The 24,088-nt window shown below is 74.6% G+C and carries 23 protein-coding genes; 10 read left to right on the top strand and 13 right to left on the bottom strand.

Annotation, left to right across the window (positions count from 1 at the left end):
• Positions 1-79: 79 nt before the first annotated feature.
• From WCD58_RS16610 to WCD58_RS16560, 11 genes are all read right to left on the bottom strand, one after another.
• Entirely contained in the window at positions 80-1,279 is a 1,200-nt protein-coding gene (locus tag WCD58_RS16610) for an amidohydrolase family protein (RefSeq protein WP_337704165.1), read from the bottom strand.
• A gap of 73 nt (positions 1,280-1,352) precedes the next feature.
• The gene (locus WCD58_RS16605; protein WP_337704164.1) at positions 1,353-1,727 is read right to left on the bottom strand and encodes a Uma2 family endonuclease; all 375 of its coding nucleotides are present in this window, start codon (positions 1,725-1,727) and stop codon (positions 1,353-1,355) included.
• 106 nt (positions 1,728-1,833) lie between these two features.
• Positions 1,834-2,007: a hypothetical protein gene (locus tag WCD58_RS16600; RefSeq protein WP_337704163.1), complete on the bottom strand. Its 174-nt coding sequence runs from the start codon at positions 2,005-2,007 to the stop codon at positions 1,834-1,836.
• Positions 2,008-2,097: 90 nt separating this feature from the next.
• Entirely contained in the window at positions 2,098-2,253 is a 156-nt protein-coding gene (locus WCD58_RS16595) for a hypothetical protein (protein WP_337704162.1), read from the bottom strand.
• A gap of 46 nt (positions 2,254-2,299) precedes the next feature.
• Positions 2,300-3,241, bottom strand: coding sequence for an MBL fold metallo-hydrolase (locus WCD58_RS16590; protein WP_337704161.1), 942 nt, complete (start codon positions 3,239-3,241; stop codon positions 2,300-2,302).
• Entirely contained in the window at positions 3,241-4,137 is an 897-nt protein-coding gene (locus WCD58_RS16585) for a fumarylacetoacetate hydrolase family protein (protein ID WP_337704160.1), read from the bottom strand. The genes WCD58_RS16590 and WCD58_RS16585 overlap by 1 nt, the downstream gene beginning before the upstream one ends.
• 28 nt (positions 4,138-4,165) lie before the next feature.
• Positions 4,166-5,257 carry a hypothetical protein gene (locus tag WCD58_RS16580; RefSeq protein WP_337704158.1) on the bottom strand — a complete coding sequence of 364 codons (1,092 nt, stop codon included), beginning with the start codon at positions 5,255-5,257 and terminating at the stop codon, positions 4,166-4,168.
• 112 nt (positions 5,258-5,369) lie between these two features.
• Positions 5,370-6,236 carry a LysR family transcriptional regulator gene (locus tag WCD58_RS16575; protein WP_337704157.1) on the bottom strand — a complete coding sequence of 289 codons (867 nt, stop codon included), beginning with the start codon at positions 6,234-6,236 and terminating at the stop codon, positions 5,370-5,372.
• A 53-nt stretch (positions 6,237-6,289) separates the two neighbouring features.
• Positions 6,290-6,715 carry a hypothetical protein gene (locus WCD58_RS16570; RefSeq protein ID WP_337704156.1) on the bottom strand — a complete coding sequence of 142 codons (426 nt, stop codon included), beginning with the start codon at positions 6,713-6,715 and terminating at the stop codon, positions 6,290-6,292.
• Positions 6,712-7,866, bottom strand: coding sequence for a putative T7SS-secreted protein (locus WCD58_RS16565; RefSeq protein ID WP_337704155.1), 1,155 nt, complete (start codon positions 7,864-7,866; stop codon positions 6,712-6,714). Before WCD58_RS16565 ends, WCD58_RS16570 begins: the two co-directional genes overlap by 4 nt.
• A complete protein-coding gene (locus WCD58_RS16560; RefSeq protein ID WP_337704154.1) occupies positions 7,866-8,276 on the bottom strand; it encodes a WXG100 family type VII secretion target in 411 nt (136 codons plus the stop codon). The genes WCD58_RS16565 and WCD58_RS16560 overlap by 1 nt, the downstream gene beginning before the upstream one ends.
• On the opposite strand from WCD58_RS16560, the gene WCD58_RS16555 reads away from it, so the two are divergent.
• From WCD58_RS16555 to WCD58_RS16545, 3 genes are read left to right on the top strand one after another with little or no spacing between them, the layout of a single operon-like run.
• On the top strand, positions 8,275-8,973 hold the full coding sequence (locus tag WCD58_RS16555) for an SDR family NAD(P)-dependent oxidoreductase (RefSeq protein WP_337704153.1): 699 nt from the start codon (positions 8,275-8,277) through the stop codon (positions 8,971-8,973). The genes WCD58_RS16560 and WCD58_RS16555 overlap by 2 nt on opposite strands.
• On the top strand, positions 8,970-10,001 hold the full coding sequence (locus tag WCD58_RS16550) for an S-adenosylmethionine:tRNA ribosyltransferase-isomerase (protein WP_337704152.1): 1,032 nt from the start codon (positions 8,970-8,972) through the stop codon (positions 9,999-10,001). Before WCD58_RS16555 ends, WCD58_RS16550 begins: the two co-directional genes overlap by 4 nt.
• A gap of 40 nt (positions 10,002-10,041) precedes the next feature.
• Positions 10,042-10,830, top strand: coding sequence for a MerR family transcriptional regulator (locus WCD58_RS16545; protein WP_337704151.1), 789 nt, complete (start codon positions 10,042-10,044; stop codon positions 10,828-10,830).
• Here WCD58_RS16545 and WCD58_RS16540 read toward each other — a convergent pair.
• Entirely contained in the window at positions 10,739-11,416 is a 678-nt protein-coding gene (locus WCD58_RS16540; protein ID WP_337704150.1) for a VC0807 family protein, read from the bottom strand. The two genes, WCD58_RS16545 and WCD58_RS16540, sit on opposite strands and share 92 nt — an antisense overlap.
• Positions 11,417-11,547: 131 nt before the next feature.
• On the opposite strand from WCD58_RS16540, the gene WCD58_RS16535 reads away from it, so the two are divergent.
• The 4 genes from WCD58_RS16535 to WCD58_RS16520 all read left to right on the top strand — a co-directional run bounded on the left by WCD58_RS16535 (position 11,548) and on the right by WCD58_RS16520 (position 14,354).
• Entirely contained in the window at positions 11,548-12,684 is a 1,137-nt protein-coding gene (locus WCD58_RS16535; RefSeq protein WP_337704149.1) for a sensor histidine kinase, read from the top strand.
• Positions 12,672-13,340, top strand: a complete 669-nt coding sequence (locus tag WCD58_RS16530; RefSeq protein ID WP_373696232.1) for a response regulator — start codon at positions 12,672-12,674, stop codon at positions 13,338-13,340. The genes WCD58_RS16535 and WCD58_RS16530 overlap by 13 nt, the downstream gene beginning before the upstream one ends.
• A 118-nt stretch (positions 13,341-13,458) precedes the next feature.
• On the top strand, positions 13,459-13,800 hold the full coding sequence (locus tag WCD58_RS16525) for a hypothetical protein (RefSeq protein ID WP_337704148.1): 342 nt from the start codon (positions 13,459-13,461) through the stop codon (positions 13,798-13,800).
• Positions 13,797-14,354, top strand: a complete 558-nt coding sequence (locus tag WCD58_RS16520; RefSeq protein ID WP_337704147.1) for a DUF3558 domain-containing protein — start codon at positions 13,797-13,799, stop codon at positions 14,352-14,354. The genes WCD58_RS16525 and WCD58_RS16520 overlap by 4 nt, the downstream gene beginning before the upstream one ends.
• A gap of 186 nt (positions 14,355-14,540) precedes the next feature.
• On the opposite strand, the gene WCD58_RS16515 is transcribed toward WCD58_RS16520, so the two are convergent.
• Entirely contained in the window at positions 14,541-15,362 is an 822-nt protein-coding gene (locus WCD58_RS16515) for a zinc-binding dehydrogenase (protein WP_337704264.1), read from the bottom strand.
• 238 nt (positions 15,363-15,600) lie between these two features.
• On the opposite strand from WCD58_RS16515, the gene recC reads away from it, so the two are divergent.
• From recC to recD, 3 genes are read left to right on the top strand one after another with little or no spacing between them, the layout of a single operon-like run.
• The gene (recC, locus tag WCD58_RS16510; protein ID WP_337704146.1) at positions 15,601-18,819 is read left to right on the top strand and encodes an exodeoxyribonuclease V subunit gamma; all 3,219 of its coding nucleotides are present in this window, start codon (positions 15,601-15,603) and stop codon (positions 18,817-18,819) included.
• Complete coding sequence (locus tag WCD58_RS16505) at positions 18,816-22,208, top strand: UvrD-helicase domain-containing protein (RefSeq protein ID WP_337704145.1); 3,393 nt, start codon at positions 18,816-18,818, stop codon at positions 22,206-22,208. Before recC ends, WCD58_RS16505 begins: the two co-directional genes overlap by 4 nt.
• Positions 22,205-24,052, top strand: coding sequence for an exodeoxyribonuclease V subunit alpha (gene recD / locus WCD58_RS16500; RefSeq protein ID WP_337704144.1), 1,848 nt, complete (start codon positions 22,205-22,207; stop codon positions 24,050-24,052). The genes WCD58_RS16505 and recD overlap by 4 nt, the downstream gene beginning before the upstream one ends.
• Positions 24,053-24,088 lie beyond the last annotated feature (36 nt).

Genomic DNA, 24,088 nt, shown 5'->3' with positions numbered 1-24,088 from the left:
CTCGGGCTGTCTAGCGTCGTCGCGAGACAGCGCGAGACACCGTGATGCTCGGATTTTCTCGGCGCGTCTCGCGATTTCCCTAGAGGACCGGAGAAAGCCTGACACCGGAGCGCCAGACGCCCCGGACGTCGCGGGTGGCGGTGACGTCGGCGAGCGGGTCACCGGCGACGAGCAGCAGGTCGGCGCGCCGGCCGGGGGCGATCCGGCCGCGGTCGGCGAGCCCGAAGACGTCGGCGGGCACCGACGTCGCCGCCTGCAGGACCGCCCGCGGCGACATCCCGGCGCGGGCGAGGAGCTCCAGCTCCAGGTGCATCGACGCCCCGTGCACCACCGCCGCCGCGTGCCCCGGCACGTCGTTGGCGTCGGTGCCGCCGAGCACCGTCGCGCCACCCTCGACCAGGCGCGCGAGGTTCTCGGCGGCGTGCGCGTAGTCGGTGCCGGGACGGCTGCTGACCGGGAGGTGCCCCCGGTCGCCGGCGCGCAGCGCGTCCGCCACCTCGCGATCGAGGCCGGCGAGCAGGCGCGGGTCGGCGAGCAGCTCGTCGGTGCTCCGCGCGTCGGACCGCGCCCGCATCATCGCGAGGGTCGGGCAGACGACGAGGCCGGCGAGGTCGAGGTCGTCGTCGAGGGGTCCGTCGAGCGGCAGGTGGGTGAGGATGTCGACGCCTGACTCGATCGCGGTGCGGAACGCCCAACGCGTCGGGGCGTGGGCGACCGTCTGCAGCCCGTGGGACCGCGCCGCCGCGCACACCGCCGCCACCGTGTCCGGGCTGAGCACGGGGCGGTCGACGTCGGCGGGGTTCTCGACGAAGACCTTGAGGTAGTCGGAGCCCTCGCGGACACGGTCGGCGACGAACTGCTCGGCGTCCTCCGGCCCCGAGAGGCCGGGCATGCGCCACCCCGAGGGGTCGGGCGGGAGGATCACCGCAGGCCAGCCGTCCACGGCGCCCGCCATGAGCCCGGAGCTGCGCAGGTCGGCCTCGTCGGTGTGCGTGGCCGCCCGCCGCCGCAGCATCGCGGTGAACTGCGGGGGCGCCGAGAACATGTCGAGCACCGTCGTGACCCCGTAGCGCAGGTCCTGGTCGAGGTTGCCGGCGCCGCGCAGGTGCACGTGCGCGTCGATGAGACCCGGGAGCAGCGTCATCCCGCGGCCATCGACGTCGCCGCCGTGCTCGGAGCCGGGCCGGACCTCGGTGACGACCCCGTCCTCGAGCGTCACGCTCGCCGTGCCGAGCACGTCGGTCCCGTCGAACACCCGCGCGCCGGAGATGGTCGTCATGCCGTGCCTCCCTGCGGACATCGTCCAGGGTCGCACCGGACGGCGGGGTGTGTCGCGGGCGCCGTCGATCGGGTCAGCGGGTCCGGGCGTCGAGGTCGAGCGTCACGGGCGCGCCGAGGTCGACGACCGCGCGCCCGGTGTGCTCGGCCTCCTGCCGATACCGGTCGCCGTCGAGGACGAACGTCGTGAGGGTGACCGGCGTGCCGAGGTCGACGATCACGTACCGCGGGACGCCGGCCTCGGCGTACTCGGCGAGCTCGACCACGCGGTCGAGGCGCCGGGAGCCGGGGGAGACCACCTCGGCGACGGCGATGACGTCGCCCGGGTCGAGGTCGGGTCGGTCGTCGGCGCCTCCTGACGCATCACCACCACATCGGGCACCCGCACGACGGCAACGGCGGTCACGGCGCGGTACTCGGGCGGCAGGGCGACCTGTCGGGGAGCGCACCCACTCGTTTTCCACCGGACCGAGGTCCTCGTCGGCCGGCTCCAGGACGCCGAAGCTCTCAGGAAATTGCTTCGGATTCCGAAGCGTCCTGCTCGGGCGAAGCGGGTCAGCCGACCCAGGGCCGCACCACGGTGAGCCGCGGCTCGAGCGGAGTCGAGCGCGCCGACTCCCATGCCTGGCGTTCGCCGCCGAGGGCGAACTCCAGGACGTGGCTCAGGAACGTCGTGACAGCAGGCTCGTCGGTGATGTCCATCTCGACGGTGCGCGTGTCGACGGGCATGACGTGGACCGTGTCATCGCCGTCCTCCCACCGGAACACCACCGTCAGCACGGGGCCGACGGCACGGGCGTCGACCAGGGCGAGACTGCGTCACGGCTCGTGTTGTTCACTCCGGGGAACGACGAGGCGCCGAAAGCCATCGGCGTCCTCGACGATCGTCGCCTCGCCGACCCCGGGATCGAGGGCCGCGGGCGAGAAGTGCTCCCGGACCAGCCGCGCGAGGGTTTCGACGTCGTTCGGCTCCACAACGCCGAGGCTTTCAGGAACTGCTTCGGATTTCGAAGCGTTCTGCTCAGGCGAAGCAGGTCAGCGGGCCGCCGTGGTACGTCACCATGTCGTCCAGCGCCCCGAACACGTCGATCTGCCCGCCCCGCTCCAGCCCGTCGAGCTCCGCGTAGGCGCGGTGGAGGTTGCCGACGATGCGTTCGGCGTCGGGCCAGTCGGTGAACCGGCCGAGGTCGGTGTCGCGGGCCGCCTGGAGCGGGGTGACGCCCGCGGCGCGGCCGCGTTCGGCGACGTCGAGGACGAAGCGCAGGTAGTCCAGCGTCGCGTCGAGCGGGGCGCGGTCGTGGAACACCGGGCCGTGGCCCGGCACGGTCGTCTGTGCGCCGAGCGGGGCGATGACGTTCTCGAGCACGTCGATCGCGCCCGCGACCGAGCCCATGAGCAGGAACGGCGTGCCGCCGTTGAAGATCAGGTCGCCGCAGAACAGCGTCGAGCGCTCCGGGAACCAGACGATCGAGTCGTTGGTGGTGTGCGCCGGGGTGCCGACGTACAGGACGTCGCCGCGCAGGTCGCCGGCGTGCACGGCGACGCGGTCGGTGTAGGTGACGAACGGCGGGTCGAGGGGCAGGTCGCCCCACTCCGGGTTGTGCCAGTACGGCAGCTCGCGGGCGGGCCCGAACGCGATCGCCTCGGAGCGCGTCCGCTCGTGCGCGATGATCGCGGCCCCGCCGAAGAGCGCGTTGCCGAAGGTGTGGTCGCCGTGGTGGTGGGTGTTCACCAGCGTGCGCACGGGCCGGTCGGTGACCGACGCGATGGTGTCGAGGAACGCCCGTGTGCGCCGCTCGGTGGAGCACGCGTCGACCGCGATCACGCCCTGCGGGCCGACCACGAAGCCCGTGTTGTTGATCCACCACGTCCCGTCGGGCTGCACGTAGGCGTGGATGCCGTCGGAGACCTCCTCGCAGCGCGGGGGACCGGGCACGGTGATGTCGTCGGTACGCGAGCTCATCACGCCTCCTTCAGCGGGATCGGATCCGGGCCCGGGACGATCGGGGCGTCGATGGCGCCGAGGCCCTCGGTCTCGAGGCGGACGCGGTCGCCGGGCTGCAGCCACGGGTAGGCGTCGCTGCCGTGGACGCGGGAGAGCTCGAGCAGGCAGCCGGTGCCGACCGTGCCCGACCCGATGAGATCGCCCGGCACGACGCGGGTGCCGCGCGAGGCGTAGGCGATCATCTGGGCGAAGCTCCAGTACAGGGCGTCGAGGCGCCCCGCGCTGCACGGGCGGCCGTTCACCGAGGCCGCCATCGCCGCGGTCGGCACGAGCTCGTCCGGGGTGACCATCCACGGCCCGCAGCTCGAGGCGAAGTCCTTGCCCTTGGCCGGGCCGAGGTTGAGCTTCATCTCGGTGCCCTGCAGGTCGCGGGCGCTCCAGTCGCAGAACAGCACGTAGCCCGCGATGTGGCCGGCGGCGTCGGCCGGGGAGACGTCACGCCCCTCCCGGCCGATCACCGCCGCGACCTCGAGCTCGTAGTCCAGCGCCCGGCTGCCCGGGGGCACCGGGATCTCGTCGTGCGGGCCGCGCAGCGACGACGGGTTCGTGAAGTAGAAGCACGGTTGCTCGTACCAGAGCGGATCCACCGTCAGCCCGATCGCGGCGCTCGCCGTGACGACGTGCTCCTCGAACGCCATGAAGTCGCGGATCGACGGCGGGCGGGGGATCGGTGGCAGGAGGGTCACCGTGCTCGGGTCGATCCCCTCGCCGACCTCCTGCGCCGCCGTCGTCAGCCGCTCGCGGGCGATCAATTCGAGCAGCGACAACGTTCCCGGGACGGGGTGGAGCCGGTCGCCCTGCCAGAGGCCGACCTGCTCGTCCCCGTCCGCCGTCCGGTACGTGCTCCAGCGCAACGGTGCTCCTCCTCGTCGGTGAAAAGGCTCAGGCGAACTCGGCGCGCAGCTGCTCGGCGGCGATGGTCATCGACTCGAGCTTGGCGCGCGCCAGCGGACGCGGCAGGGAGAACATGCCGCAGTCCGTCGTCAGGTGCACGCGTTCGGCCGGAACGTGCTCGAGAGCCTTCCGGACGCCGGAGATGATGTGCTCCGGGGTCTCGACGACGAGGCGCTTGATGTCGATGACGCCGATCCCGATGCCCTTGTCGCTCGGGTAGCGCGACCAGAGCGCGAAGTCGTCGTCGGGGAAGAGGGTCTCGGCGAAGGCGTACTCGACGGCGTCGACCTGCAGCTCGTTCGCGACCAGCTCGTGGAAGCCGGCGTAGGGCGTGATGCCGATCTGCGCGCCGCTGCCGAGGTGGCAGATGTGGAACACCCGCAGGGCGTCGACGCCGTCGAGGGCGCGGTTCAGGGTGTCGACGACCAGCTGGTAGTCCTCGGGCGCGTGCAGGGTGAAGCCGACGTCGTCGACCTGCAGCACCTCGACCCCGGCGGCGACCGCGTCCTTGAACTCGGCGTTGTAGGCGTCGGCGAGGTCGTTGTAGAGGGCCTTCTTGTCGCCGTAGTGGCGGTCGGTGAGCCAGCCGCCGAGGTTCGTCGGGCCCATGCCGCTGCAGAACTTGACGGTGCGGGGGCTGACCCGTCGCGCGGCGTTCCACAGGTCGGCAAGGTGCATCGTGCCGCGGCCGACCGGGCCGTCCACGGCGACCTCGTTCCACGTGCCGGCGAACGCGGCGGTGCCCTCGCGGCCGAGCATCGAGGTGAGGTGGTTCTGCTCGGGCTCCACCGTGATGCCGTCGAGGTGGTAGGCGGGGTAGAGCAGGAACGAGGAGATGAAGCCCTCGTGGCGGTCGTACCAGAGGTGGCCGTCGGTGGGCAGGTCGAGGCCGGCGTCGATCTGGTCGCCGATCATGGCGCGCACGCCGTCGCTGTAGGCCTCGGCGAAGTCACCGCGGCGCATCGCCACACGGATGTCCTCGCCGCCGAGGTCGAAGGTGTTCCACTTCGGCCGCGGGTAGGAGCCCACCGCGGTCGTCGGGAACAGGTGGCCGAAGTGGTCGCTCAGTCGGCGGGCCATGGCAGGCCTCCCACGTCTCTGTCAGGGGTCCGTCGGGATCGTCGGTACCACCGTGGCGCGTCGTGAGGCCCGGATCACGTGCCGGTTCGGTTGCGATCCCGCCTTGACAGGCTCAGGTTGCGAGCAGGCCGGCGGCCTGGCGGAACGCGGTCGCCGTGCGCGAGTGGTCGTCGGCCCGCGTCGCCACCGAGACCTGGGCCGCCTCGCCCGCGAGCGGCACGAAACGCACGTCGGGGCGGGGGAAGGAGCGCCGGGCGAGCTCGCCGTGGACGCCGAGCATCCCCGAGGTGGCGACGGCCGCGGGGATCGCGGCCGGGGTACGCACGACCGGGCTGCGCCGCGACGACTGCCCGGTGAACCCCGCCCATGCGCCGAGACCCGGGTGCCGGCCCGCGGGCGCGACCCACGCATGGCCCTCGACGTCGTCCTCGGTGAGGTGCTCGGCGTCGGCGAGCGGCGAGGCGGCGGGGACGACGGCGACCCGCGGGGTGGTGAACAGCCGGTCGAGGCGCACGCCCTCCACCGGGCCGACGTCGTGGATCACACCGACGTCGACGTGCCCGTCGCGCACGGCCTCGTACTGGGTGTCCCAGTCCAGCTCGATGTGCACGAGCTCGTGCCCGGGAAGCTGGGCGCGGACGAGCTCGCGCAGGTGCGGCCAGCGGTCGGCGGCCCCGAACCCGAGGACCCCGACGCGGATGACGGCGTCGTCGGGCGCGGGCGCGGCGTCACGGACGGCGGCGGCGAGGTCGTCGACGCGGGCGAGCACCTCGCGGGCCCGCTCGACCAGCCGTGCCCCCGCGGGCGTGAGGTCGACCCGCCGGCTCGTGCGGTCGAACAGCCGCGCGCCGACCTCCTTCTCCAGGGCGCGGACATGCCGGCCGAAGGCCTGGGGAGCGATGTAGTGACGCTCCGCCGCCTTCCGGAAGTGCCGCTCCTCCGCGAGCGTGACCACATAGCGGAGTTCTCGTATGTCCATGTCCGCCTCCGTGACCAGCGACGCTACTGCGCCGGGGGGCGAGGAGGAACGGGTCAGGAACCGCGGGCGGCCTCGATCTGCCGAGCGGCCTCGTCGCCGGCCGGGGTGTTCTGCAACCAGCAGATGTTGCCCGGGTCCAGGTCCCTCTCCGGGTCCCACCACTCTCGAGCGATTCTCGTCAACGCTGTCTCGCCGTCGACCGGCCATGGCTCGAAACGGACGGGGGGCGGGCGCTTCGGCGCTCCGGGCGCGGGCGTGGCAGGCTCGACCACCACGAGGTCGCCCACTTCCATCAATCGGTGCTCGAGGAGAAAGGCGATCGCAGCCAGGCTGGCATCCCGGAGGGCGACGGGTTCGCGTTCGAGGTGTAGGACGTCGCTTGGGTCGGCGAAGCCGATCAGGGAGCGGACCTCGGCGAGGCTCACGGCGTCGTAGAGGCCACGCAGAAGGATCTCCGCCACCCCCATGTCATCGATCATCGGGGGATGTGAACCTTCCATTGCTCTCCGTTCGGGAGTTTGACGTCGATGGTGCTCGCGTGATGGTTGCTCTGACGTAGCCCGATGATCGTGCCGTCCTCGAGCCGTACGGGTGCCTGCCCGGCGTAACCGGTCCACTCCACCGGTTTGCCGGTCTCGGCGAGTTCCTCGTAGAGCTCGACCACAGCTTCTTCGTCCGGCAGCTCACGCACCCGCTTCTGCGCACCCGGAACGCCGACGCTTGTCAGGCGGTCGGCCGGCGCGAGGGGAGCGTCCTCGCCCGCGTCGGCGTCGGCCGCCACGCTGAACGGCGCCACGCGGTCGTCGGTGAGCGCGTGCTGGACGGTGTCGGCGGCGCCGAGGCCCGCGATGGCCGCGCCGGTGGCGACACCGGCCGCGGAGAGCGCACCGAACGGGACGCCCACGGGAGCGCCGACCCCGGTGGCCGTGACGCCGACCGACCCCGCCACACCGACCGCACTGACGCTGGCGAGCGCCCCGCCGCCGAACATCGCCGCGACGTTCCCGGGGTGGTTGAGCAGGGCGTTGCCTAGGGATGCGCCGGCGTTGCCGAGCCCCGCGGCGACCGCGCCTGCTCCGTCGGCCAGCTCGCCCCAGAAGCCGGGAGCCGCCGGGGCCGCGGCGCACGCGGCCGTGACCACACCGGCCGCAGCGTCACCGGAGTCGCGGACGTGCTGGCGGGCTTGCGCGAGAATCGCCTGCGCGTCGGCGCGCGCCCCGTCTCCGGGGTCGACGAACGGGATCGCGGTGGCGCCCGCGGCCACCGCCTGGTCGTACTGCGCGCGGGCGGTCGTCGACGCCGCCTGGGCCTCCTGCCAACGCGCGACCGCCTCGCCCGCGCGTCCTCGCGCCCACTCCACCGCCTCGGCGTGCGCGTCGACGACCCGGACGGCCTCGCCGAAGGCCGTCGCCGCGTCCTGCCATCGCTGTGGCTGCGGCGCGAACGCCGCGCGGAACCTGTCCGCCGCAGGCCCCGACCAGCCCTCCGGCGTGCCCAATCGACCCAGCCCGGCCGCCGCGTCGCCGAGCATCTGCGCGTAGCGGCGGTAGGTCTCCCCGGCGGTGCGCAGCACGATGGGGTTGCCCGGGACGAGCGCGGCCGGGTCCTCGGTGGCACCGAGCTCGGCCATCAGCCGCCACCCGGATCGGGCCCGGAGCCACGCACCAGTCCATCGAGGCCACGCGCCGCGCCGGTGTCGGTGCGGCGATAGCCGGCCTCCGCGGCGTCCAGCCGGTCGGCAACCGCGCGGCCGTCCTCGGCGAGCGCCTCGACGCCGCGCGGCCAACGCGTCGCGAACTCGGCGAGGGCGGCCCCGAGCCGGTCGTGGCCTGCGGCGGTGCCGACGCCGTCGAGCGCGCCCACCTCGACCTGGTCGACCGTGGCGCGCACGCCCGCTGCGGCCCGGTGCAGGGCGTCGAGATCCACCGCGTAGCCACCCACCATGCTCGGACGGTCGCACGCGCGGATCGGCCGCGGGTGCGGATTCGCCGGATCGACGCTTGACCTCGACTTTTCTTCAGGTCGCACCGTCGAGCACATGACCGAACAGCAGCCCACCGCCCTCATCACCGGTGCGTCGCGCGGACTCGGGCGCGCGCTCGCGGCCGACCTCGCGAACGACGGCTGGCGGGTGATCGTCGACGCCCGTCACGGCGACCAGCTCGCCGACGCCGTCGCCGGCCTGCCCGGTGTCGTCGACGTCCCGGGCGACGTGACCGACCCCGCGCACCGCACCGCGCTCGCGGAGGCCGCCGACGACCTCGGCGGCCTCGACCTCCTCGTCCTCAACGCGAGCCTGCTCGGCCCGAGCCCGCAGCCGGAGCTCGCCGACTACCCGCTCGACGTGCTCGAGCTGGTCTACCGCGTCAACGTCCTCGCCCCGCTCGGCCTGGTCCAGGCCACGCGCGCGCTGCTGCGACCGGGCGCCCGGGTCCTCGCGATCACCTCCGACGCCGGTGCCGAGGCGATGGCCGGCTGGGGCGGGTACGGCAGCTCGAAGGCCGCGCTCGAGCACCTCGGCGCCGTGCTCGCCGTCGAGAACCCGCAGTGGCGCGTGCACGTCGTCGACCCCGGAGACATGCGCACCGTCATGCACCAGGAGGCCTTCCCGGGCGAGGACATCAGCGACCGCCCGGAGCCCGAGACCGTCGTCCCCGCGCTGCGCGTGCTGATCGACGGCGACCACCCGAGCGGCCGCCACCGCGCCGCCGACCTGACCCCGGCGGTGACGTCATGACCGTTCTCCCGATGACCCGCTTCGTCCTCCCACCCGGCGCCGAGGCCCACGAACCGCCGGAGCACCGCGGACTCGCGCGCGACGGGGTGCGCCTGCTGGTGGCGCGTCCCGGAGACGTCGAGCACCGGCGGTTCGACGAGCTCGCCGACGTCCTCGACCCCGGTGACCTGCTCGTCGTCAACACCTCCGCGACACTCCCGGCCGCCCTCGACGTCCGGCACCACGACGGGCGGTCGATGACGCTGCACGTCGCGCACGCGCTCGACGACGGCGACTGGGTGGTCGAGCCGCGCCGTCCCGACGGGCCCGAGACCGACGTCGTCGCCGGCGATCGGCTCGGGCCGCCCGGGCTCGTCCTCACGCTCGTTGCGCCGTATCCAGACGAGATCGCCCCGCGGCGGCTGTGGCGGGCGCGCCCGTGGCCGCCGGTCGGGCTCGCGGGCTACCTCGCGACCTACGGGCGCCCGATCGCCTACGGGCACCTCGCGGGCCGGTTCCCGCTCGCGGACCACCAGACCGTCTACGCCACCGTGCCGGGCAGCGCCGAGATGCCGAGCGCGGGCCGCCCGCTCTCGGAGCGGCTGCTCGTGCGGCTGATGGCGCGCGGGATCACGGTCGCGCCACTGGTGCTGCACGCCGGGGTGTCGAGCCCCGAGAAGCACGAGCCGCCGACGCCCGAGCCCTACGCGGTCCCGGCGGCGACGGCGCGGCTGGTGAACTCGGCGCGAGAGGCCGGGTCGCGGGTCGTCGCCGTGGGCACGACCGTCGTGCGCGCGCTGGAGACCGTGGCCGCTCCCGGCGGAACCGTGTCCTCGGGACACGGGTGGACCGACCTCGTCCTCGGCGCCCACCGCCCCGCCCGCACCGTCACCGGCCTGATCTCGGGGCTCCACGAGCCCGAGGCCAGCCACCTCGCGCTGCTCGAGGCCGTGGCCGGTCCGGCGCTGGTCGGGGAGACGTACGCGGCCGCCGTCGGCGGGCGGTACCTGTGGCACGAGTTCGGCGACTCGACACTCCTGCTCCCCTAGCCTTGACCCTCACGCGACGGAAGGGCCGAGGGTGGTTCCCATGACCGAGACGGCGGCGGGGACGACCCAGTGGACGGTGGGCCAGGCGGCCGAGCGTTCCGGGCTGACGGTCCGGACCCTGCACCACTACGACGAGATCGGGCTGCTGCGCCCGAGCCGTCGCAGTGCGGCGGGGTACCGGCTGTACACCCGGGACGATCTGGTGCGCCTGCAGCACGTGGTCGTCTACCGGCGGCTCGGGTTCTCGCTCGAGGAGGTCGCCGTCCTCCTCGACGCCCCCGACGCCGACGTCGCCGCCCACCTGCGCCGGCAGCGGGCCGAGGTCATGTCCCGGCTGGACGAGCTCGCCGAGCTCGTCACGGCCATCGACCGAGCCCTGGAGGCAGAAGTGTCCGGAATCCAGCTCACGCCCGACGAGCAGCGGGAGCTGTTCGGTGAGGGCTTCAAGGAGGAGTACCAGCAGGAGGCCCAGGAGCGCTGGGGCGACACCGAGGCGTGGCGCCAGTCCCAGCAGCGCACGGCGCAGTACACCAAGGCGGACTGGCAGGCGATCAAGGCGGAGATGGACGACGTCAACGCCCGGTTCGCCGCCGCGCTCCAGGCCGGCGAGCCGGCCGACGGCGAGCGCGCCATGGACGTCGCGGAGGCCCACCGTCAGCACATCACGCAGTGGTTCTACGACTGCTCGCCCGAGCTGCACGCCTGCATCTCCGTCAACTACGTCGCCGACGAGAGGTTCACGAAGACCTACGAGGACCAGGCGACGGGGCTGGCGCAGTACGTGCACGACGCGGTCCACGCCAACGCGTCGCGGTCGGCGGGAACATGACCGACCAGTAGCCGGCGCGGCGCAGCAGGACGTGGGTCGGTATCTGCAGCAGGACGATGCTCACGACGCCCAGCGCCGTGCCGAGCGCCGGGACCACGGGCACCGGGAGCGTGGAGGCCATCACCACGCGCAGGGCGCTGTCGGCGAGCCCGACCGCGCCCCATGCCGCGGTGATCGTCCGCCAGACGCGGCGGAACGGGGCGTCCGTGATCCACAGGTTCTCCATGAGCTCCGCCCGGTGCGGGAGCAGCGTCTGCGTGACGGTGAAGCAGAACGGGCGTCCTCTGAGCGTGATCAGCATCCAGAGCCCGAGCGGCGCGCTGATCCACGCGTCGCGGGCGAGCAGCTCCCGTGGGCTGCCCGCGACCAGGGCCGACGCGAGCCCGGCCACCAGCGCGATGAGGGCGAGGACGGCGATCGGGGGCAGGCGCCGGTCGCGGACGCCGGTCACGACGAGGTGCACCAGCGGCGGGAGGGCGCTCGCGGTCAGCGCGACGAGGTCGTCGACGCCGAGGGCGTGCAGGACGTAGTAGACGATCAGCGGGCCGGCGATGTCGAGCAGGACGGTGGTGACGGCGGGCCTCATGGTCGGGAGCGTCGCCTCCGGTGGCGTGCCATCGCGTCGTGCGCGGGGACGGAGCTGATGGCCGGAGGTCGGGGCCGGCGCGGACTTCCGTCGGATGTGCCGGTCCTACCGCCGACCTAGTGTCCTGCTCCGTGGAAGCGACCTGTCCCTCCGACCGGCGTGAGCTGCGGCGCGCCGGGTGGATCACCGGTGCGGCCGTGCTGGTCCTCGGCGCCCTGACCCTGGTCAGCCGGACGGACACGCGTGCGTCGACCCTCGCCACGGTCGTCGACGTCGGTGCCACGCTCGCCGCCGCCGCCCTGGTGCCGCTCCTGCTGCGACGCCCCGTGACGGGGGCGCTCGCGATGGCGGTGCTCGCCGCGTTCTCGCCGGCGGCCACCCCGGCCGCGACGATCGGTGTGCTGCGGGTGGCGACGGTCCGGCCGCTGGCGACAGCGATGTGGGTCGGCGCGGTCGGGGTGATCGCCCACGCGATCCAGGGCGTCGTCCGCCCGATCCCCGGGCTGCCCTACGGCTGGCTGCTGGTGATCGACGTCGTCACCCATGCCGCCCTGATCGCCTGGGGTGCCCTGGTGCGGCTGCGGGAGGCGGCCCGGGTCGAGGAGCGGCGGCGCGCGGAGGAGGAGCAGGCCGAGCGGATCGCGGCGGCTCGCCGGCAGGAGCGCGCGGCGATCGCCCGCGAGATGCACGACGTGCTCGGTCACCGGCTCTCGCTGGTCGCGGCGTCGGCCGGCGCCCTGGAGTACCGGCCCGATGCGCCCGCCGAGCAGATCGCGCGAGCGGCCGGCGTCGTGCGGGCCGGGGCGCACCAGGCGCTGGAGGAGCTGCGGGAGGTGATCGGGGTGCTGCGGGCGGACGACCTCGTCTCCGGCGACGGGCCACCGCAGCCGACGGCCGCCGACCTCCCGGCGCTGGTCGAGGAGTCGCGCCAGGCGGGGGTGACGGTGACCCTGTCGTCGGCCGTGGACGGCGAGGTGCCCGAGACGCTCGGGCGCACCGCCTACCGGGTCGTCCAGGAGGGGCTGACCAACGCGCGCCGGCACGCCGACGGGACGCCGGTGCGGGTGGTCGTGGCGGGGGCGGCGGGCGAGGGGCTGCGGGTCGAGGTGTGCAACCCGATGCCCATCGGCCCCGTGGCGTCGGATGCGAGTGGCACCGGGCTCGTGGGCCTTGCCGAGCGCGCCGCGTCCGTCGGCGGCCGCCTCGAGCACGGCGTGACGGGCGACGGTCAGTTCCGTCTGTCTGCGGAACTACCGTGGCCGGCGTGAGCCCGGTGGACCGCGAGATCCGCGTCCTCGTCGTGGACGACGACGCCCTGGTCCGCGGCGCGCTGACGATGATGCTCGACGGCGCCGACGGCATCCGGGTCGCCGGCGAGGCCACCGACGGCGACGAGGTGCCGGCCCTCGTCGACGCCCACGCCCCGCACGTGGTGCTGATGGACCTGCGGATGGCCCGTGTCGGCGGGCTCGCGGCGACGAAGCGGGTGCGCGAGCGCCCCGACCCGCCCGAGGTCGTGGTGCTGACGACCTTCGACAGCGACGAGAACGTCCTGCACGCCCTGCGTGCCGGGGCCAGCGGCTTCCTGCTCAAGGACACCCCGCCCGCGCAGATCGTCGAGGCCGTGCACCGGGTGGCGGCGGGCGACCCGATGTTGTCTCCGTCCGTGACCCGGCGGCTCATGGACCAGGCCGGCGCCGAGGCGGGCTCGCGCGAGGAGGCTCGGGCGGCGCTGCGGACGCTGAGCGAGCGCGAGTACGACGTCGCGGTCGCCATCGCCCGCGGGCGCTCGAACGCCGAGATCGCGTCCGAGGCGTACATGAGCCTGTCGACGGTGAAAGCGCACGTGTCGCACGTGCTCGCGAAGCTGGACCTGGAGAACCGCACGCAGATCGCGCTGCTGGTGCACGACGCGGAGAGGTGAGGGCCGGTCGTCTCCGGGACGCGCTCCCGCGGTGCCGTACGCGATCTTCGCCGATCCGCACCCGCCAGGCGTGGCTCGTCGCTAGCGTGAGCCGAGGAGTGGGGGAGGTGGTGACGTCGTGACCCAACCGGTCCCGGTCGGCGGCGGGTACTTCGAGGTCGACATCTCCCGCGCGCCCGATGCGATCCGGGAGTTGGAGCAGGCCCTCGCCGAGCTCCGGGACATCAAGGCAGAAGCCCGGTCCTTGGCGCAGGCCACACCACCCACGAGTGACCTGGTCACTCTCGACGCCGTGGCGGTTCTTGGTCGGAAGGCGACCGACGGCCCGGGATCGCTGATGAATGCCCTCGACGAGGGGATTGCCGAGGTATCCCGCCTGATCGAGCAGCTGCGGTTCGGTTTCGACGCCTACAGCCGGAGCGACGCTGACGTGGTGGCGCGGTATCGGCCACGCTCGTGATCCGTCCGGCCGTCTACCTCGCGATCCTGTTCTGTCTCGGCGCGTGCGCCACCTCGCAGCCGCCAGCCGAGCCGCCTCCTGATGTCAGGTTCGGGGCTCCGGTCGCCGTGGCTCCTCGGGACGTGAGGAGCTACGGAGCAGACCCGTGTGCAGGTCCGCTGACGGCCTCGGACTGGGAGTCTCTGGGCCTGACCCGGTCGGGGAGCGTCAAGACGCTGATGACCGGCGAGCGACTCTGCGACCGCGGGGGACCGAATCGCGAGCGCGACGTTTCTTTCATCGTCATCCCGGCTCGCGACGTCCTCGTCGACACCTACCGGACTCGGCAGTTCGCGCTCTTCCGACCAACGACCGTCGGCGGTCTCCCGGCAACGGTCGAGCAGAGCTCCGAGGACTCGATCTCCTGCACGATCACGGTGGGCACGGCGCAGGACCAGGGGTTCGTCGTCGATCAGAACGAGTACGGGCAAGGGCAGCCCGACGACCCCTGCGGGCGCGCGCAGCAGGTCGCCGAGCGGATCGTCGCCGCGCTTCCCCCGCTCCCCGGCAAGTAGCTCCCCCGACCCGTGTCCCCAGGACACGGGTCGCGACCATCGGTACCGATCCCCCGACAGCACGGTTCCGGTGACAAGATCCGGATTCGTGGAGCGAACGCTCCGCCACGCGAGACATTCGCTCCACGAACCCAGATCTTGCTCCGCCACGAGGCTGAGGGGGCGAGCCGAGCAACGATCCCCCGCTCACGGCACCAGCAGCGTCTTCCCGACCGTTTCCCGTGCCGCGATCGCGGCGTGCGCGTCCGCCGCTCGGGAGAGAGGGAACGTCTGACCGATCACCGGCGCGTACCGCCCGGCGGCTGCCTCGGCGAGCGTCTGCTCCACCCACGCGCGTCGTTGCGCGCGGTCGGGGCGCGGCATGTCGGTCAGGCCGACCACGGAGATGCCGCGACGGGCGGCGACCGCGGGGTCGGGAGCAGCGAACTCCCCGCCCGCCGTCCCGTACGACACGAACCGCCCGCCGTCGGCGACCAGTGAGAACGCCGCCCGCCCCAGCGCGCCGCCCGCGCCGTCGAACACCACGTCGACCGGCGCCACCTCCGAGGTCCACGACGGCGACCCGTAGTCCACGACCTGGGAAGCCCCGAGCGAACCCAGCAGCACGGTCTTCGCCGACCCCCGGGCCGCCGCCACGACCTCCAGGCCACGCGCCGCGAGCGACTGCACCAGCAGCACCCCGGCACCGCCGGCCGCCGCGGCGACGAGCACGCGCCGTCCGGACACGTACGACAGCAGCGACTGCAGCGTCGGCCCGTCGTGCAGCAGAGCCACCGCCTGCTGGTCGGTCAGCTCGGGAGGCACCTCGATCAGCTCCGAGGACGGGACCACCGCCTGCGAGGCATAACCGCCGACCGGGACCTCGGCGCCGTCCACGACCTGCTTCGTGTCCGCGACGACCCGCCGACCACCGGAACGACCGACCACCCCGCTGCCCGGCACGTACGGCGGGCGGACGGGGAAGAAGCCCTCGCCCCAGCCCGACCGCAGCAGCGTGTCCAGGAACATCACGTCCGCGCGGTCACCGAGACGACCGCCTCGCCGGGACCGGCCACCAGGTCCGGAAGGGTCGCCGCCTCCAGGACCGAGGGTCCACCGAATCTCTCCACCCGCACCACATCCATGGCGCCGAGGCTCGACGCTGAAGAGCGGTCGAGGTCAAGCGAGCGACACGGGTCCCCGGCGGGCAGCGCCGTCGGACTCCTCGTCTAGCGTCGGCGACACCGGGAGAGGGGGAGGTGCGGGCGTGCTCCACGTGCACCGGGCCGAGCGGGCCGACCGGCTCGTCGAGGCCCTGGCCGACGTGCTCGCCGACCCGCTGGACGACCCCTTCGAGCCCGAGCTCGTCGCCGTACCCACCCGCGGGATCGAGCGCTGGCTCGCCCAGCGCCTGGCCCACCGGCTGGGGGTCACGGGCGGCGACGACGGGGTGTGCGCCAACGTCGTCTTCCCCTCGCCGGCCGAGGTCGTGGCGCGGGTGCTCGCGATCCCCGACGACGACCCCTGGCGCCCCGAACGCCTCGTCTGGCCGCTGCTCGAGACCATTGACGACTGCGCCGAGGAACCCTGGTGCGCGCCGCTCGGCACGTTCCTGGGCGTCGTCGGCGACACCACCGGCACGCGGCGTGGGCGACGGTTCGCGGCGGCGCGCCACCTCGCGCGCCTGTTCACCCGCTACGCCGACCACCGCCCCGCCCTGGTCCGGGCCTGGGCGGCGGGCGACGACGCGGGCACACCGGACGACCTGCGCTGGCAGCCCGAGCTGTGGCGCCGGCTGCGCGCCCGCCTCGACGCGACGAGCCCCGCGGAGACCGTCGCGCACATCGCGCCACCGCAGGGCTTCCCGGAACGCCTCTCCCTCTTCGGCGCCACCCGGCTCTCCGACACCGAGCTCAGCGTCCTCGACGCCCTCGCCGCCGACCACGACGTCCACCTCTGGCTGCCGCACCCCTCGCCGGCGCTCTGGGGGCACCTCGAGGGACGGACCGGCGACCGGCGCGCCGACGACACGAGCGCGGAGAGCGTCGCCCACCCCCTGCTCGCGAGCCTCGGCCGCGACGTCCGCGAGCTGCAGCTCCGTCTCTCCCGCAGCCACAGCACGGACCACCACCACGAGGTCGCCGACGCAGGGACGACGCTCCTCGCCCGCCTCCAGGACGACCTGCGCCACGACCGCGCCCCGTCCGCCCAGCCCGCCACCGACGACGGCAGCATCCGCATCCACCGCTGCCACGGGCCGGACCGCCAGGTCGAGGTGCTGCGCGAGACGATCCTCGGCCTGCTGCGCGCCGACCCGACGCTCGAACCGCGCGACGTCATCGTCCTGTGCCCCGACATCGAGACGTTCGCGCCGCTCGTCACCGCCTGCTTCGGCTCCAGCGACGGCGAAGAGGCCGCGCACCCCGGCCACCGGCTGCGGGTCCGGCTCGCCGACCGCTCGCTGCGCGAGGTCAACCCGCTCTTCGGGACGCTCGCGACGCTGCTGGACCTCGCCGACGCGCGCGTCACGGCGTCCCAGCTGCTCGACCTCGCCGAGTCCGACCCGGTGCGGCGCCGCTTCCGCTTCGACGACGAGGACCTGCCTCGCCTGCGTGAGCTCGCCGAGCGCTCCGGGGTCCGCTGGGGACTCGACGCGCCCCATCGCAAGGCGTTCTCCCTCGACCGCTTCCCCGACAACACCTGGTCACAGGGCCTCGACCGGTTGCTCGTCGGCGTGGCGATGTCCGCCGACGGTGGCGACTGGCTGGGCGACGCGCTGCCGCTGGACGAGGTCGACTCGGGCGACGTCGAGCGGGTCGGGCGCCTCGGCGAGCTGGCCGACCGGGTCGGCGCGGTGATCGAGGGCCTGCGCGGCGAGAAGCCCCTCACGGCATGGGTCGACGCGCTGCGCCTCGGGCTCGACGGGCTCACCGCGACGGTCCCGGCCGACGCCTGGCAGCTGGCGCAGGCCCGCGGCGAGCTCACCGCCGTGCTCGAGAGCGCTCCCCACGACCCCGACATGACGCTGCACGACGTCCGCGCGGTCCTCGCGGACCGCCTCGCCGGCCGCCCCACGCGCGCCAACTTCCGCACGGGCACGCTCACGGTCGCGACGCTGATGCCGATGCGCTCGGTACCTCACCGCGTCGTGTGCCTGCTCGGCATGGACGACCAGGTCTTCCCCCGCGAGACCCGCGCGGACGGCGACGACGTCCTCGCCCGCGACCCCCGCGTCGGCGAGCGCGACCCCGCCGCCGAGGACCGCCAGCTGCTGCTCGACGCGATCGTCGCCGCCACCGACCACCTCGTCGTCGTCCACTCCGGCGCCGACGAGCGCACCGGCGCCGACCGGCCGCCGGCGGTGCCGATCGGCGAACTGCTCGACACCCTCGACGCGAGCTTCCACTTCGACGACGACCGCCGCGCCCGCGACCACCTCACCCGGCGCAACCCGCTCCAGCCGTTCGACGCCGACGACTTCGACGCGCGCGCGCCGTTCTCGTTCGACGGCGCGGCGCTGGCGGGCACGCGGGCCCTGAGGAGAGAGCGCACCGCCCCCGACCCGTTCCTGCCCGGCCCGCTGCCCGCACGGCCGCGCGAGACCCTCGACCTCGAGGACCTGGCCCGGTTCGTCGAGCACCCGGTGCGCGCGTTCCTGCGCCAGCGCCTCGGGGTGTTCGCGCGCGGCGAGGAGGAGCAGGTCGTCGAGGCGGTGCCGGTCGAGCCCGACGGCCTCGCGCGCTGGGCGATCGGCGAGCGCCTGCTGCGCGACCGCCTCGCCGGGCGCGACGTCGCCGCGTGCATGGCCGGCGAGCGGCGACGCGGGGAGCTCCCGCCGGGACCGCTCGGCGACAAGCTCGTCCGCGACATCGGGAGCCAGGCGGAGCCGCTGGCCCGGGCCGTCGCCGAGCTCCGGCACACCGCCGCGGTCGACGTCGACGTCACCACCGACGCGCTGGTGGGGTCGGTCGGCGGGGTGCACGACACGACGCTGGTGACGGTGACGTTCTCGCGACTGGGCCCGAAGCAGCGCCTGCGCGCGTGGGTCGGCCTGCTCGCGCTCACCGCCGCGCACCCCGACCGACCCTGGCGCGCGGTCACGGTCGGGCGCGCCGGCAAGGACCCGGTGGCGATCTCCACGCTCGGCCCGCTCGAGCCCGAGGTCGCGCAGAAGGTCCTCGCCGACCTGCTCGCCCTGCACGCCGACGGGATGGTCGAGCCGCTGCCGCTGATGTGCAGGACGTCCGAGGCCTACGCGCAGGCGCGCGCCACGAAGGGTGACGTCGCCGCCATGAACCGCGCCCGCGACAAGTGGACCGACCGCTTCGGCGCCGAGCAGGACGACCCCGCACACGTGCAGGTGTGGGGACGCCGGCGCACCCTCGACGACCTCGTCGGCCCCGCCGACGGCGACGCCCCGAGCCGGTTCGCGGGGCTCGCGACGCGGCTGTGGACCCCGGTGCGCGACGCCGAGGACCTGCGGTGACCGCGACCCTCGAGGCGCCGACCTCGTTCGACGTCTGCGGGCCGCTGCCCACCGGCACCACGGTGCTCGAGGCCAGCGCCGGCACCGGCAAGACGTACACGATCGCCGCGCTCGCGGCCCGCTACGTCGCCGAGGGCCACGCGACGCTGCCGCAGGTCATGCTCGTGACCTTCGGGCGCGAGGCCACGCGCGAGCTGCGCGAACGCGTCCGCGAGCGGTTCGTGCGCACCGAGCGGGGCCTCGCCGACCCGGAGGCGGCGCGGGCCGGCGACGACCCCGTGACGAGGCTGCTCGCCGACGCGGACGACGACGTCGTCGCCGCACGCCGCGCCCGGCTCACCAGCGCCCTCGCCGGCTTCGACGCCGCGACGATCGCGACCACCCACCAGTTCTGCCAGGACATGCTCACCGGCCTGGGCATCGTCGGCGACACCGATCCCGACGGCACGTTCGTCGAGCGCATCGACGACGTGGTCACGGAGGTCGTCGACGACTTCTACCTGCGCAAGTACGCGATCCCCGGCGCGCCCGCGCCCGACTTCGACCGCAAGACGGCGCTGCTGATCGGCCAGGCCGTCGTGGGCGACCCGTCGGCGGGGATCGCGCCCGACCACGACATCCCGGGTGCCGCCGGGGCGCGCGCGTCGTTCGCCCGCGCCGTGCGCGCGGAGGTCGAGAAGCGCAAGCGCCGGCGGCGGCTGTTCACGTTCGACGACATGCTCACCCGGCTGCGCAACGCGCTCGTCGACCCCCGGCTCGGGCCGGCGGCGTGTCAGCGGCTGCGCGACCGGTTCTCGGTGGTGCTGGTCGACGAGTTCCAGGACACCGACCCGATCCAGTGGGAGATCCTGCGCGTCGCGTTCCACGGGCACAGCGCGCTGACCTTCATCGGCGACCCCAAGCAGGCGATCTACGCCTTCCGCGGCGCCGACGTCGTCAGCTACCTGCAGGCCGTCGAGTCGGCGGGCACCAAGTCGGGGCTCGCGACGAACTGGCGCAGCGACGCGGCGCTGGTCCGCGCGCTCGACACGATCTTCAACCGCGCCGCGCTGGGTGACGAGAAGATCGTCGTGCCGCCGGTGGCGTCCGCGCACCCCGGCCGGCGGCTCGTCGGGGCCCCGCGACCGGCGCCGTTCCGGCTGCGCGTGCTGCCCCGCGAGGGCCTGCGCAGCACGTGGAAGAGCAGCCTGCCGATCGTCGGGGGCGTGCGCGAGAAGGTCGCCGCCGACCTCGCCGCCGACATCGCGGAACTGGTCGCCGCCGACTCCCGCTGGGAGGAGTCCGGGCGCGCCGACCCGACGCTCGGGCCTGGCGACATCGCCGTCCTGGTGCGCACCAACGCCAACGCGAACCTCGTGCGCGAGGCCCTCACCGCGGCGGGCGTCCCGTCCGTCCTCGCCGGCGCCACCAGCGTGTTCACCACCGAGAGCGCCGAGGAGTGGCTGACGCTCCTCGAGGCCGTCGAGCAGCCCGGGCGCCCGGCGCTGGTACGGGCGGCCGCACTGACGGTGTTCCTCGGCCACGCGGCCGCCGACCTCGACGCGCACGCCGACGCGGTGCTGCCCGAGGTCGGCGCCTCGCTGCGGCGCTGGGGCGCGGTGCTGCACGACCGCGGGGTCGCGGCGTTCCTCGAGGCGGTGGCGGCCGAGACGGGGCTCGCCGCGCGGGTGCTCGCCCGCGTCGACGGCGAGCGGCGCATCACCGACGTCCGCCACATCGGCCAGGTCCTGCACGCCGCGGCCGTGGAGTCGCGGCTCGGCGTCGTCGCGCTCGTCGAGTGGCTGCGGGCGCGCATGGCCGAGGCGGCCGCGGGCACGGGCGAGCTGCGGCCCGAGCGCAGCCGGCGTCTCGAGTCCGACGCCAGTGCGGTCCAGGTGCTCACGATCCACAAGTGCAAGGGCCTCGAGTACCCCGTGGTGTACGTGCCGTTCGGGTGGGACCGGTGGGTCTCCGACGAGCCGACGGTCGTCACCCACCACGACGAGGCCGGCAAGCGGGTCCGCGCCGTCGGCGGCGACACCGACCCCGCGTGGCGCGACCACGTCGCCGCCGCGCGCGACGAGGACGACGGCGAGGACCTGCGGCTGCTCTACGTCGCGCTGACCCGCGCCCAGGGGCAGGTCGTGTGCTGGTGGGCGCCGTCGACGAACACCAAGCCCTCCGCGGTCCACCGCCTGTTCGTCGGCCGGCCCGCGCCCGGCACCAGCCCGGACCGCGCCTACCCGGTGTGGGAGGACGAGCGGGTCCTCGCCCACCTCGAGGCGCTGGCCGGCGACGACATCGCCGTCGAGCGCGTCGAGTCCCGCCGGGCCGTGCCGTACGTCCCGGCGGCCGGCAGCGCCCACGCGCTCGCCGTCGCCCCGTTCGACCGCCCCCTCGACCTGGCCTGGCGCCGCTCGTCGTACTCCTCGCTCACCGCGGGCGCGCACGGCCCGGGCCCGGTCGGCAGCGAGCCCGAAGAACGCCAGTTGGCCGACGAGGCCGACCCCGAGGACCCCGTCACCCCTGCCCCGCCGCCCCCGGCCGACGACGTCGAGGCGATGCCCTCGCCGATGGCGGACCTCCCCGTCGGCGCGGCCTTCGGCACGCTCGTGCACTCGGTGCTCGAGACCGTCGACACCGGGTCCGGCGACCTCCACGGCGCGCTGCTCGAGGCCGCCGGCGCCGAGCTCGGCCACCGCCCGCACGCCGAGGTTGACGCCGCGACCCTCGCCGACGCGCTGCTCCCGGTGATGCGCACGCCGCTGCCGCCCGGCGGTCCGGCGACGCTCGCCGACGTGGCCCCGCGCGACCGGCTCGCCGAGCTCGACTTCGAGCTGCCCCTGGCCGGGGGCGACCGGACCCGCCCGGGCGCGGCCGCGGTGACGCTGTCCGCGGTGGCCGCGCTGCTGCGCCGGCACCTGCCCGCCGACGACCCGCTCGCCGGCTACCCCGACGCCCTCGACCACCCCGGCGCCCACGGGCTCGGTGAGCAGGTCCTGCGCGGTTACCTCACCGGCAGCATCGACGGCGTGCTCCGCGGGCCCGACGGCCGCTTCGTGGTCGTCGACTACAAGACCAACTGGCTCGGTCCGGTCGGGCCGACGGGCCGCGCCCCGCTGACCGCCGCGCACTACGGGCCGACCTCGATGGCCACGGCGATGATCGCCGCGCACTACCCCCTGCAGGCGATCCTCTACGCGGTCGCGCTGCACCGCTTCCTGCGCTGGCGGCTGCGCGGCTACGACCCGCACGCCCACCTCGGCGGTGTGCTGTACCTGTTCCTGCGCGGCATGTGCGGCGCCGACACCCCGGTCGTCGACGGCACGACGTGCGGGGTGTTCGCGTGGAATCCGCCGCCGGCGCTGGTCGTGGAGCTGTCGGCGCTGCTCGACGGGGGGACGCGATGACGGTCGAGCTGGTCGCCGAGGACGGCATCCGGTTCGCGACGCGCGCCACCGGGCTGCTCGCGGCGTTCAACGCCCGCGGCGTCCTGGCCGCCACCGACGTCCACGTCGCGCGCCGCCTCGGGCGGCTCGGCGGCGAGGGCGACGAGCAGGTCCTGCTGGCCGCCGCGCTGGTGGTCCGGGCGCTGCGCGCGGGATCGGTGTGCCTCGACCTCGCCGCGGTCGACCGGACGGTGCTGGCCGAGGGCGACGAGGTCGTCGACACCTCCGACCTGCCGTGGCCCGACCCGGAGCCGTGGACCGCGGCGTGCGCGGCCTCCCCGCTGACCGCCGGCGACGACCAGGGGGCCACTGGGCGCCCGCTGCGCCTGGTCGACGGGCTGCTCTACCTCGACCGCTACTGGCGCCAGGAGCAGCAGGTCCGCGACACGTTGGCGCAGCGGGCCGTCGCCGCGCCGCCGGGCGTCGACGCCGACCGTCTCCGGGGCGCCCTCGACCGGCTGTTCCCGGCCAGGCCCGATGCCCCCGACGACGCCCAGCGCCGGGCGGTCGCGGTGTGCACCCTGCGCTGGACGAGCGTGCTCGCCGGCGGCCCGGGCACCGGCAAGACGACCACCGTCGCCACGCTGCTCGCGGTCCTGCGCGACCAGGACCCGACCCTGCGCATCGCGCTCGCCGCGCCCACCGGCAAGGCGGCGGCCCGGATGCAGGAGGCGCTCGCCGAGGTCGACCTCCCCGACGCCGACCGGGCGCGCATCGCCGGGCTCTCGGCGTCGACGATCCACCGGCTCCTCGGCCCGATCTACGGTTCGTCGCGGTTCCGCCACGACCGCCACCGGCACCTGCCCTTCGACGTCGTCGTGGTCGACGAGACCTCGATGGTCTCCCTGACACTCATGGCCCGGCTGCTCGAGGCGGTCCGGCCCGACGCGCGCCTCGTGCTCGTCGGCGACCCGGACCAGCTCGCGTCGGTCGAGGCCGGCGCGGTGCTCGGCGACCTCGTCGCCGCCCCCGCCGGCCCCGAACCGGAGCTCGACCGGGCCCTCGACGCCGTCGGCGCACCGGGGCCGCCCGTGCGGGGCGGGGTCACCGTGCTCGACCGGACCTGGCGGTTCCACGGCACGATCGCCCGGCTCGCCGCGGCGATCCGCGCGGGCGACGCCGACGAGGCCGTCGCGGCCCTGCGCGCGGGCGAGCACGACGTCGTGTTCGTCGAGGACAGCGACCTGACCACCCGCGATCCCGGCGGCCTGCAGGAGCTGCGCGCCGACGTCGTCGGCACCGCGGGCGAGACCGAGCTCGCCGCGCTCGACGGCGACGCGGCGCTCGCGCTCGAGCGGCTCGACGAGCACCGCCTGCTGTGCGCGCACCGCCGCGGGCCGTACGGCGTGAGCCGCTGGGCCGCGGACGTCGAGCGCTGGCTGCTCGAGTCCGGGCCGGTCGCCGACCGCGACGAGGAGTGGTACCCGGGGCGCCCGCTGCTGGTCACCGCCAACGACCACGACCGCGGCATCTACAACGGCGACACCGGCGTGGTCATCGGGACGTCGCGCGGCCCGCGGGCGGCCTTCGCGCGGGGCGGCGCGCCGGTCGAGATCGCGCCGAGCCTGCTGGACGGGATCGCCACCGTGTACGCGATGACCGTTCACCGGGCGCAGGGCAGCCAGTTCGCGCGGGTCTCGGTGGTTCTCCCGCCCGCGGACTCGCCGCTGTTGACCCGCGAGCTGCTCTACACGGCGGTGACGCGCGCACGGGTCCGCGTGCGGCTCGTGGGCAGCGAGGACGCGGTCCGGGCCGCGATCGCCCGGCCGATCGGCCGCGCGTCGGGGCTGCGGCGCCGTCTGTGAGGTTCACGCCGGTTTGACGTAGCGCCACCCGTATGG

Origin of the sequence: Actinomycetospora flava (genome assembly GCF_037400335.1) — a bacterium.
GTDB lineage: Bacteria > Actinomycetota > Actinomycetes > Mycobacteriales > Pseudonocardiaceae > Actinomycetospora > Actinomycetospora flava.
The sequence above is the reverse complement of the archived record's forward strand: the minus strand, read 5'-3'. Positions and strand labels throughout refer to the sequence as shown.

What these genes read in the sequence shown, in the direction of transcription:
- WCD58_RS16610 (WP_337704165.1), bottom strand. Translation starts at nt 1,279, where the DNA reads ATGACGACCATCTCCGGCGCGCGGGTGTTCGACGGGACCGACGTGCTC.
- WCD58_RS16550 (WP_337704152.1), top strand. Translation starts at nt 8,970, where the DNA reads ATGACCGTTCTCCCGATGACCCGCTTCGTCCTCCCACCCGGCGCCGAG.
- WCD58_RS16545 (WP_337704151.1), top strand. Translation starts at nt 10,042, where the DNA reads ATGACCGAGACGGCGGCGGGGACGACCCAGTGGACGGTGGGCCAGGCG.
- WCD58_RS16580 (WP_337704158.1), bottom strand. Translation starts at nt 5,257, where the DNA reads ATGGCCCGCCGACTGAGCGACCACTTCGGCCACCTGTTCCCGACGACC.
- WCD58_RS16575 (WP_337704157.1), bottom strand. Translation starts at nt 6,236, where the DNA reads ATGGACATACGAGAACTCCGCTATGTGGTCACGCTCGCGGAGGAGCGG.
- WCD58_RS16560 (WP_337704154.1), bottom strand. Translation starts at nt 8,276, where the DNA reads ATGTGCTCGACGGTGCGACCTGAAGAAAAGTCGAGGTCAAGCGTCGAT.
- recD (WP_337704144.1), top strand. Translation starts at nt 22,205, where the DNA reads ATGACGGTCGAGCTGGTCGCCGAGGACGGCATCCGGTTCGCGACGCGC.
- WCD58_RS16555 (WP_337704153.1), top strand. Translation starts at nt 8,275, where the DNA reads ATGACCGAACAGCAGCCCACCGCCCTCATCACCGGTGCGTCGCGCGGA.
- WCD58_RS16540 (WP_337704150.1), bottom strand. Translation starts at nt 11,416, where the DNA reads ATGAGGCCCGCCGTCACCACCGTCCTGCTCGACATCGCCGGCCCGCTG.
- WCD58_RS16565 (WP_337704155.1), bottom strand. Translation starts at nt 7,866, where the DNA reads ATGGCCGAGCTCGGTGCCACCGAGGACCCGGCCGCGCTCGTCCCGGGC.
- WCD58_RS16600 (WP_337704163.1), bottom strand. Translation starts at nt 2,007, where the DNA reads ATGCCCGTCGACACGCGCACCGTCGAGATGGACATCACCGACGAGCCT.
- WCD58_RS16590 (WP_337704161.1), bottom strand. Translation starts at nt 3,241, where the DNA reads ATGAGCTCGCGTACCGACGACATCACCGTGCCCGGTCCCCCGCGCTGC.
- WCD58_RS16570 (WP_337704156.1), bottom strand. Translation starts at nt 6,715, where the DNA reads ATGATCGATGACATGGGGGTGGCGGAGATCCTTCTGCGTGGCCTCTAC.
- WCD58_RS16515 (WP_337704264.1), bottom strand. Translation starts at nt 15,362, where the DNA reads ATGTTCCTGGACACGCTGCTGCGGTCGGGCTGGGGCGAGGGCTTCTTC.